The following is a 7,725-nucleotide window of genomic DNA, read 5'->3' on the forward strand; positions in this document are numbered from 1 at the left end:
CCGCGCGGGCGGCGTTCTACGAGACGCTCGGGAACCTGGCGCTGCTGCTCGCCGGCGAGGGGCTGGTGGTGGTGGTGGCCGCGACCGCCGCACGGCGCGTGTTCCGCGACCGCGTCCGGCTCCGGGCGCCGCGGTTCGTGGAGGTCTGGATCGACGCGTCCCCGGAGGCCTGCGCGGCGCGGGATCCCAAGGGGCTCTGGGCGCGGGCGCGCGCGGGCGGCGCGCCGGAGCTGCCCGGCGGCGGCGCGCCCTACGAGCCGCCGCGCGCGCCCGAGGTGGTGGCGCGCGGCGGGGGCGAGGACCGGGAGGCGCTCGCCGCCGCGGCGGCGCTGCTCGAGGACGGGTGAGGCTTCCCCCGGAAGCCGCAGCGCCGCACGGCGGCCGGGGGGCCGCGCGCCGCTCTGCTATCCTCCGCGGATGGCCGCCCTCGACCCGGTCGCGTTCGTCCGCGGGACCCCGCCGTTCGACGCGCTGCCGGCGGACGCGTTCCGCGACGCCGCCCGCGCGCTCGAGATCGTGTTCTTCCCGACCGGCACGCGCGTCCTGGAGCGCGGCGGCACGCCCTCCGAGCACCTCTACGTCATCCGCAAGGGCGCGGTGCGGCTCGAGCGCGAGGGGCAGACGCTCCAGTTGCTCGAGGAGGGCGAGGTGTTCGGCTTCACCTCGCTCATCTCCGGCAAGGCCACGCTCGACGTGATCGTCGAGGAGGACCTGCTCGCCTACCGGCTGCCGCGCCAGGAGTTCCAGGCGCTCCTCGCCTACGGCCCGTTCGCCGGGCACTTCGCCTCCGGGCTGGCGGAGCGGCTCCGGAACAGCCTGGAGCGCTCGCAGGTGGCGAGCTTCCAGCCCGACCTGGCGGTGCCGGTCGCGACGCTGCTGCGCGGGCCGGCGGTGCGGATCGCGCCGGCCGCGACGGTGGGCGAGGCGGCGCGGGTCATGGCGGAGCGCGGGGTCGGCTCGCTCATCGTGGACTCGGAGCCGCCCGGGATCGTCACCGACCGCGACTTCCGCGCCCGGGTGCTGGCGCAGGGGCGCGGGCCGGAGACGCCGGTGCTCGACGTGTACACCGCGCCGCTCAGGACCGTGGGCGGCGACGTGCCGGTGTACGAGGCGTGGCGCATCCTGCTCGACTCGGGCGTGCACCACCTGCCCATCACCCGCAACGGCGGCGAGATCGCGGGCGTCCTCACCGCCACCGACCTGCTGAAGTGCACCGCCTCCGGGCCGGTGGCGGTGATGAAGCGCCTGGAGCGGCTGGGCGGCCGCGACGCGCTGCCCGGCTACGGGACCAAGGTGAGCGAGATGGTCTCGGCGCTGTTCGCGGGCGGGCTCGAGCCGACGGTGATCGGCGGGTTCGTGGCGCGGCTCAACGAGACGCTGGCCGGACGGATCCTGCGCTGGGCCGAGGACGACCTCGGGCCGCCGCCCTGCCCGTACGGCTGGCTGGTGTTCGGCTCCGAGGGGCGCAAGGAGCAGATGATCCTGACCGACCAGGACAACGCGCTCGCCTGGCGCGACGACACGCCCGAGGCGCGGGCCTACTTCTCGGCCATGGCGGAGAAGGCCAACGCGGACCTGGTGGCGGCCGGGTTCCCGCGCTGCCCGGGCGGCTACATGGCGACGCGCTGGCAGGGCTCGCTGGCCGAGTGGGAGGAGCGCTTCCGCGCCTGGCTCGACCGGCCCACGCCGCAGGCGCTGCTGGAGGCGTCGATCTTCTTCGACTTCCGGGTGGCGCAGGGCTCGCTCGACCCCGAGCCGCTGGAGGCGATCGTGCGCCGGGCGCGGAACGCGCGCACGTTCCTCGCCGCGATGGCGAAGAGCGCGCTCACGTTCCACCCGCCGGGCGGCCTGATGCTGCGGCTGCGCAGCGAGTCCTCGAAGTTCGACCTGAAGCTGAAGGGCGTGAGCCCGATCGTGTTCCTGGCGCGCGTCTACGGCCTGGAGGCGGGCGCCCGCTCCTCGAACACGCTGGAGCGCCTCGCCGCCGCGGTGAAGGCCGGGCTCATCGAGCAGGACACCTGCGACACGCTCTCCGAGGCGTACCGCTACATCCTGCGGCTGCGCCTGCGCGAGCAGCTCCGGACCATCTCGGACGGGAAGATCCCGTCGAACGTGGTGTCGATGTCCGACCTGTCCTCGATCGAGCGGAGCCGCCTGCGCGACGCGTTCCGCGCCATCGAGGTCTGGCAGGAGCGGGCGTCCTACCACTATCGAACGGACCTGTTCTGACGGGGCTGCGCCCCGCCCCGCCGAGCAGAGCTCGTCGGGGCCCCACCCTGCTTCGCGGGTCCCGTGACCTCGCGCGCCCGCGTTCGCGGGCTCGCGCGAGGTCCCCGCGGGCGCGGCTGCGCCGCGCGCACGGGGCTGCGCCCCGCCCCGCCGAGCAGAGCTCGTCGGGGCCCCACCCTGCTTCGCGGGTCCCGTGACCTCGCGCGCCCGCGTTCGCGGGCTCGCGCGAGGTCCCCGCGGGCGCGGCTGCGCCGCGCGTACGGGGTTGCGCTCCGGATGGTCTCGCGGCGCTGCGCTCCGCCTACCGCCCCGCCACCCGCGCGCGGTCCTTGAACAGGAAGCCCTGCACGAGGTCGAACCCGAGGTCGCGCGCCAGCACGAACTCGGCGGTGGTCTCGACGCCCTCGAGCACGGTGTGCGCGCCGACCTCGCGCGCCATGCGCGTGAGCGCCTCCACCAGCGCGCGGTAGCGCGGGTTCTGGAAGCGCGGGATGAGCGAGCGATCGAACTTCAGCACCTCGGCCTCCGTCATCGCCTCGAACGAGAGCAGGCCGTCCACCGCGCCGACGTCGTCGAGCGCCACGGTGACGTGGCGCGAGCGGAGCGACGCGAGCATGTCGCGCGCCGCGAGCGCCTCGGTGCGGGCCAGCGCCTCGGTCACCTCCACCACCACCTTGTTCGGCGCCGAGCCGAACAGCGCCAGGAACGGGTTCTGGTGGCGATCGCCGGCGCGGGTCCAGGAGTCGGGGTCGAGGTTCACGAACACCGGCGCGCGGGGCGCGTGCTCGACCTGGTGCAGCTTCAGCGTCAGCTCGGCGCGGAGCAGGAGCGCCGGCTCGTCGCGCAGCAGCGGGAACACGCGGTCCGGCGGGATGGGCCGGCCGCTGCGGTGGCGGAAGCGGGCCAGCGCCTCGAACGCGACGGTGCGCCCGGTGCGGCAGTGCACGATGGCCTGGTACTCGGTCCAGAAGCGGCCGTCGTCGAGCACGCGGCGGATCTCGTCCAGGTCGAGCGGCCGCGGCATGCGCGGGCGCGTCTCGACGGCGTGCAGGTCGAACGGGATGGGGGCGGCCGGGGTAGGGTCCACCTCCGGCGGGACGAGACCGTGGAGCTCTGCCTCGACGCCCTCGGGACCGTACTGCCAGGCGACGGCGCTCATCGGCGGGACCCCGGCGCGACGCCCCGGCCCGGGGCGGCCAGGAAGGTGTGCGGAGCTAGGGTGTGGTAGGTGACGTCGTGCAAGCGCCTACATGCTGCCACCCGATAGCGCCTCATGCTAGGAAACGACCGCGTGTTCTGGCCCTCCCCTTCGTGGGACACCGTCGTCTACTGGGCCCTCGACCTGGAAACCGGCGGCTTGGACCCCCGCCGGGACGCGATCCTGGCCGTGGGCATGGTGCCCGTGCGCCAGGGCAGCGTCCGTTTGGGGGAGTCGTTCTCGACCCTGATCCGGCCGGAGGCGGCCGCCGCCATCGACCCGGGCTCGATCCGCGCGCACCAGCTCGTCCCGCACGACGTGGCCACGGCGCCGTCGCTCGACTCGGTGCTGGCGGACGTGGACCTGCGGGCGCGGGAGGGCGCGCTGCTCGTGCACCAGGCCTCGCTCGACGTGGCGTTCCTGAAGCGCGCCTACCGGCGCTGCGGCCGGCGCTGGCCGGAGCCGCCGGTGGTGGACACGGTGGCGCTGCTCATCAAGGCCGCGAAGCGGCAGCGGTTCGTGGACCCGGATGCGCCGTCCATCGAGCCGGAGCTGAACCTGCTCGCGGCGCGGCGGCAGCGCGGGCTGCCCGACTACGGCCAGCACGACGCGCTGACCGACGCGGTCGCCACCGCGGAGCTGTTCCTGGTGCTGCGGCGGCAGCTCGCCGCGCGGACCCTGCGCGACCTGCGCTGAGGAATTCGGCCGGGGCGAAGCGCCCCGCGGCTACAGGCCCAGCAGCCCCGCCGCCAGGAGCGCCACGGCGACGGCGGCCGTGAGCCACCCGGTCCAGCGGTGGTCGAGCGTCTCGGGGCGGGCGAGCGCGACGGCCTGGGCGCGGGCGATGCGGGGAGCGCGGGGCATCGGAGTCCTCCGGGCGGCGCGGAGCGCGCCGCTCCGGATCGTCGTAACGGCGGCGCGGCCGTGCGGCAACGCGGCGGGTGCGCGACCGGCCTCGAGGGCCGGCCGCAGGCGCGGCACCGGGACGGTCCCGAGCAGCCAGCGCGGCCCCTCGGGCGCGGCCCGCCGGAATGCCCGCGACGGCGGATGGTGCGTGCGCATCGGTCTCCCCCCGCTCGCGCCCCTCCCCCGGCGATCCCGGCGCGAACCCCGCCATGTTGCGTCGCCCACCTCGGCGGCGGAACTCGCACGACGGGGGGACATGCAGGTGGGTGTGGCCGCTGGCCGCGCTCAGCCGGCCTTCAGGTCGGCCGCGAGCGCCTCGCGCTGCCCCTCGTCGAGGCGGGTCTCCACGGTGAAGGCCGGCAGGTCGCACCCGACCGCGACCGGCGCCTCGCCCCGCACGTCGAACTTCAGGTACTGCACCGACGAGAGCCGGTCGGTGCCGACCTGCCGCGGGTCGTAGGTGGCGCGCACCTTCTCGCCGGAGGGGAGGAGCAGGTACAGGTGCTCCGGCAGCTGCAGCCACGCGCGCAGCCGCCGGTCGCGCTCCTCCGGCTCGGCGATCTCGATGAGCAGCGACACGCCCAGCTCGCCCGGCCCGCCCAGCAGCTCGTTGTACGTGTCGAGCTCGTGCCGGACGTCCTCCTCGCGCGCGATCTTCTCCGCGCGCACCATCTCCTGGATCTGGTAGCGGATGGTGGCCGTGTTCTCGAAGAGGAACGTGAGCACGCCGCCCACGTGCACGCGGCGCCGCGCCTTGGCCTGCAGCACGGCGGCGCGGACCTCCTCGCGCGACCGCTCGTAGGTGGACGGGTCGAGGATCTCCTCGCGCCGGACCTTCCTCATCGCTCGCCTCCCTCGCTCCTCATCGCTCGCCTCCCGTCTTCGGCCCGAAGCCCTCGCCGCGGTAGGCCCGCGCCAGCAGGGTGATCGGGTGCAGCGGCTTCTTGCCCGCGTGCTGCTGGAACTGCACGGCCGCGAGCGGGCAGTCGGTGGCCCACACCTCGGCCTCGGCGGCCTTCATCCCGTCGAACGCCTTCCTGCCCACCCGCTGCGACGGCTCGAACCCCTCCACCGTCATGGCGAAGGTGCCGTCGTGCCCGCAGCACTCCATCACCGTGGAGGCCACCGTGACGCCCGGGATCTTCCGCAGCAGGTCGCGCCCCTTGAAGCCGATCCCCTGCGCGCGCAGGTGGCAGGGCGCGTGGTACGCCACCTTGCCGCCGGGGGGCGCCGACGCGAAGCTCGCGTCGAAGCGCGGCTCGTTGCGGAGGGTCCAGAGGAACTCCGAGACGTCCATCACCGCCGGCGCGAGCTTCTCGGCGCGGGCCCGGTCCTCGCCCTCCAGCAGGTGCGGCCACTCGCGGCGCATCATCATCGAGCAGGTGGGGTTCACCACCAGCACCTTCGCGCCCTTCTCCACGTACGGCAGGAGCAGCTCGAGATCGCGGTGCGCCCAGCGGCGGAGCGACTCGAGGTCGCCCGTCTCCCAGGCCGGCATCCCGCAGCAGAGCAGCCCCTTCACAACGCGCACGTCCACGCCGTTGCGCTTCAGCACGTAGAGCGCATCCTTCCCGAGGTCGGGCTCGTTGTGCTGCACGAAGCAGGTCTGGAACAGCACCGCCTCGCCGCCCGGCTCGGCCTGCACGTGCCCGTGCTTCTCCGCCCAGGCGTCGAACGGCTCGGCGGCGAACTCGGGCAGGAGCTTGTCGCGGTGCACGCCGACCACCTTCTCCATCAGCACGCGGAGCGGGCGGGCGCGGTTCGCCACGTTCGCCATCCCGAGCGAGAGGCGCGCCAGCTTGCCGGCGGCGTCGGGATCGTTCAGCACGCGCTGGCGCAGCGTGGGCGCCTTCCCGCGCCGGTGCACGCCGCGGTAGCGGTGGACCAGCTTCGGGAAGTCGAGCTGGAACTCGTGCGCGTCACGCGGGGTGTACGGGCACTGCACCTCGCAGAGCTTGCACTGGAAGCACGCGTCCATCACCTCGCGGGTCTCGGCCTCGGTGACCCGGGTGACGTCGCCGTCGTGCCGGTCGTCCACGAAGGTGAAGAGCTTCGGGAAGCTGTCGCAGTACTTGAAGCACATGCGGCAGCCGTTGCAGATCTCGAAGGCCCGCAGCACCTCGCCGTCCAGCGCGGCGCGGTCCCAGTAGCGCTCCTCGGTGGGATCGTAGGAGAGGCCCGGGGTGGGCTTGAAGGAGACGGTCTTTTCCTGCGTCGGGGTGCTCATGGCGCGGAGTCTCCCGCGGGATCGGTGAGGACGAAACGACCCGATGCACTCCCCAATGGGGGCGCATCGGGTCGTCGCAGCTGGATCGCCGGCGGGGCCGGCGGACCCGGACGCCGCCTAGGCGATCGTCTTCAGCATCTTGTCGAAGCGCCCGGCGTGCGACTTCTCCGCCTTCGCCAGCGTCTCGAACCAGTCGGCGACCTCCGCGAAGCCCTCCTCGCGCGCCGTCTTCGCCATGCCCGGGTACATGTCGGTGTACTCGTGGGTCTCGCCGGCGATGGCGGCCTTCAGGTTCGCGACGCTGTCGCCGATGGGGAGGCCGGTGGCGGGATCGCCGACCGGCTTCAGGAAGTCCATGTGGCCGTGCGCGTGGCCGGTCTCGCCCTCGGCGGTGTCGCGGAAGTTGGCGGCGACCTCCGGGTAGCCCTCCACGTCGGCGATCTTCGCGAAGTACAGGTAGCGGCGGTTTGCCTGCGACTCACCCGCGAACGCGTCCTTGAGGTTCTGCTCGGTCTTGCTTCCCTTCAGCTGGGCCATGTCACTTCTCCTTCTTCGGGTGAGGGTGATCGATCGTGCTCGCGAAGGCGCCGCGTCCGGACGGGCACGCATGCGTGGCCGGCGGGAGGCCGCGAGGCCGGCCGCCGGGCCGTCGCTCGTTTCGGTGGGGGAGTGGTAGCCACGGCGGGGCCGGATTCATAGACCCTGTGGGGGCCGTGCGGCGCATCGCGCCGTTCACGGTGGGTCAACGACGGGGCGCGCGCCCGCCCGGGTGGGCGCGGAGGGCGCGGGCCCAGGGCCTCCGGCGCGCTGCGGGGAGGCTCGCCGGTGAGCACCGTCGGTGCGGAGGGCACCATGGCGGATCCCGACGAGCGCCAGCGCGAGCGCGAGCTGCGCCTGCGGCGCGAGCAGGAGCTGAAGGACCTCGAGACCGAGAACACGCACGGCGAGCGGCCGCTGGAGGGGCTGTCGTCCGCGCCGACCACCTGGACCCAGGACCAGGACGACCGCGAGGCCGAGCGGGTGCACGGCGACGACGAGCTGGAGGCGCAGGCCAGGTCGCTGGCGCAGATCCCGCCCGCGCCGGACGACCGGCGGCTGCCCGCGCGGACGGACCCGCAGGCCGACCGCGAGGAGCCGGACCCGAGCTGACGGCCTCAGGGGCGGG

Annotated in this window: 9 protein-coding genes; 4 read left to right on the top strand and 5 right to left on the bottom strand. The window is 74.3% G+C overall.

The features are described 5' to 3' along the window. Both PSR1_RS20040 and PSR1_RS20045 read left to right on the top strand, forming a co-directional pair. On the top strand, positions 1–347 hold a 347-nt coding region (locus PSR1_RS20040; RefSeq protein WP_059439171.1), incomplete at its 5' end, for an adenylyl-sulfate kinase. Between the two features lie 70 nt (positions 348–417). Then, on the top strand, positions 418–2,229 hold the full coding sequence (locus PSR1_RS20045) for a DUF294 nucleotidyltransferase-like domain-containing protein (protein ID WP_059439172.1): 1,812 nt from the start codon (positions 418–420) through the stop codon (positions 2,227–2,229). A 301-nt stretch (positions 2,230–2,530) separates the two neighbouring features. Here the strand turns inward: PSR1_RS20045 and PSR1_RS20050 are convergent, their stop codons facing one another. Beyond that, positions 2,531–3,388, bottom strand: a complete 858-nt coding sequence (locus PSR1_RS20050; RefSeq protein WP_059439173.1) for an EAL domain-containing protein — start codon at positions 3,386–3,388, stop codon at positions 2,531–2,533. 114 nt (positions 3,389–3,502) lie between these two features. Here PSR1_RS20050 and PSR1_RS20055 point away from each other — a divergent pair, with 114 nt between their 5' ends. After that, positions 3,503–4,123, top strand: a complete 621-nt coding sequence (locus PSR1_RS20055; RefSeq protein ID WP_059439174.1) for a 3'-5' exonuclease — start codon at positions 3,503–3,505, stop codon at positions 4,121–4,123. Positions 4,124–4,153: 30 nt separating this feature from the next. Here the strand turns inward: PSR1_RS20055 and PSR1_RS24250 are convergent, their stop codons facing one another. The 4 genes from PSR1_RS24250 to PSR1_RS20070 all read right to left on the bottom strand — a co-directional run bounded on the left by PSR1_RS24250 (position 4,154) and on the right by PSR1_RS20070 (position 7,097). Beyond that, positions 4,154–4,291 carry a hypothetical protein gene (locus PSR1_RS24250; protein ID WP_193388391.1) on the bottom strand — a complete coding sequence of 46 codons (138 nt, stop codon included), beginning with the start codon at positions 4,289–4,291 and terminating at the stop codon, positions 4,154–4,156. A gap of 327 nt (positions 4,292–4,618) precedes the next feature. Next, positions 4,619–5,176 carry a DUF3501 family protein gene (locus PSR1_RS20060; protein ID WP_059439175.1) on the bottom strand — a complete coding sequence of 186 codons (558 nt, stop codon included), beginning with the start codon at positions 5,174–5,176 and terminating at the stop codon, positions 4,619–4,621. Positions 5,177–5,195: 19 nt separating this feature from the next. Continuing rightward, the gene (locus PSR1_RS20065; RefSeq protein ID WP_059439176.1) at positions 5,196–6,560 is read right to left on the bottom strand and encodes a heterodisulfide reductase-related iron-sulfur binding cluster; all 1,365 of its coding nucleotides are present in this window, start codon (positions 6,558–6,560) and stop codon (positions 5,196–5,198) included. 117 nt (positions 6,561–6,677) lie between these two features. Then, positions 6,678–7,097, bottom strand: a complete 420-nt coding sequence (locus tag PSR1_RS20070) for a rubrerythrin family protein (protein ID WP_011419823.1) — start codon at positions 7,095–7,097, stop codon at positions 6,678–6,680. 288 nt (positions 7,098–7,385) lie between these two features. On the opposite strand from PSR1_RS20070, the gene PSR1_RS20075 reads away from it, so the two are divergent. Continuing rightward, the gene (locus PSR1_RS20075; RefSeq protein ID WP_237758167.1) at positions 7,386–7,709 is read left to right on the top strand and encodes a hypothetical protein; all 324 of its coding nucleotides are present in this window, start codon (positions 7,386–7,388) and stop codon (positions 7,707–7,709) included. Positions 7,710–7,725: the final 16 nt, after the last annotated feature.

The sequence above is a fragment of the Anaeromyxobacter sp. PSR-1 genome (assembly GCF_000964525.1).
Lineage (GTDB): Bacteria > Myxococcota > Myxococcia > Myxococcales > Anaeromyxobacteraceae > Anaeromyxobacter.

Coding starts and splice junctions, on each gene's coding strand:
- PSR1_RS20050 (WP_059439173.1), bottom strand. CDS start 3,388: ATGAGCGCCGTCGCCTGGCAGTACGGTCCCGAGGGCGTCGAGGCAGAG.
- PSR1_RS20045 (WP_059439172.1), top strand. CDS start 418: ATGGCCGCCCTCGACCCGGTCGCGTTCGTCCGCGGGACCCCGCCGTTC.
- PSR1_RS20060 (WP_059439175.1), bottom strand. CDS start 5,176: ATGAGGAAGGTCCGGCGCGAGGAGATCCTCGACCCGTCCACCTACGAG.
- PSR1_RS24250 (WP_193388391.1), bottom strand. CDS start 4,291: ATGCCCCGCGCTCCCCGCATCGCCCGCGCCCAGGCCGTCGCGCTCGCC.
- PSR1_RS20055 (WP_059439174.1), top strand. CDS start 3,503: ATGCTAGGAAACGACCGCGTGTTCTGGCCCTCCCCTTCGTGGGACACC.
- PSR1_RS20070 (WP_011419823.1), bottom strand. CDS start 7,097: ATGGCCCAGCTGAAGGGAAGCAAGACCGAGCAGAACCTCAAGGACGCG.
- PSR1_RS20065 (WP_059439176.1), bottom strand. CDS start 6,560: ATGAGCACCCCGACGCAGGAAAAGACCGTCTCCTTCAAGCCCACCCCG.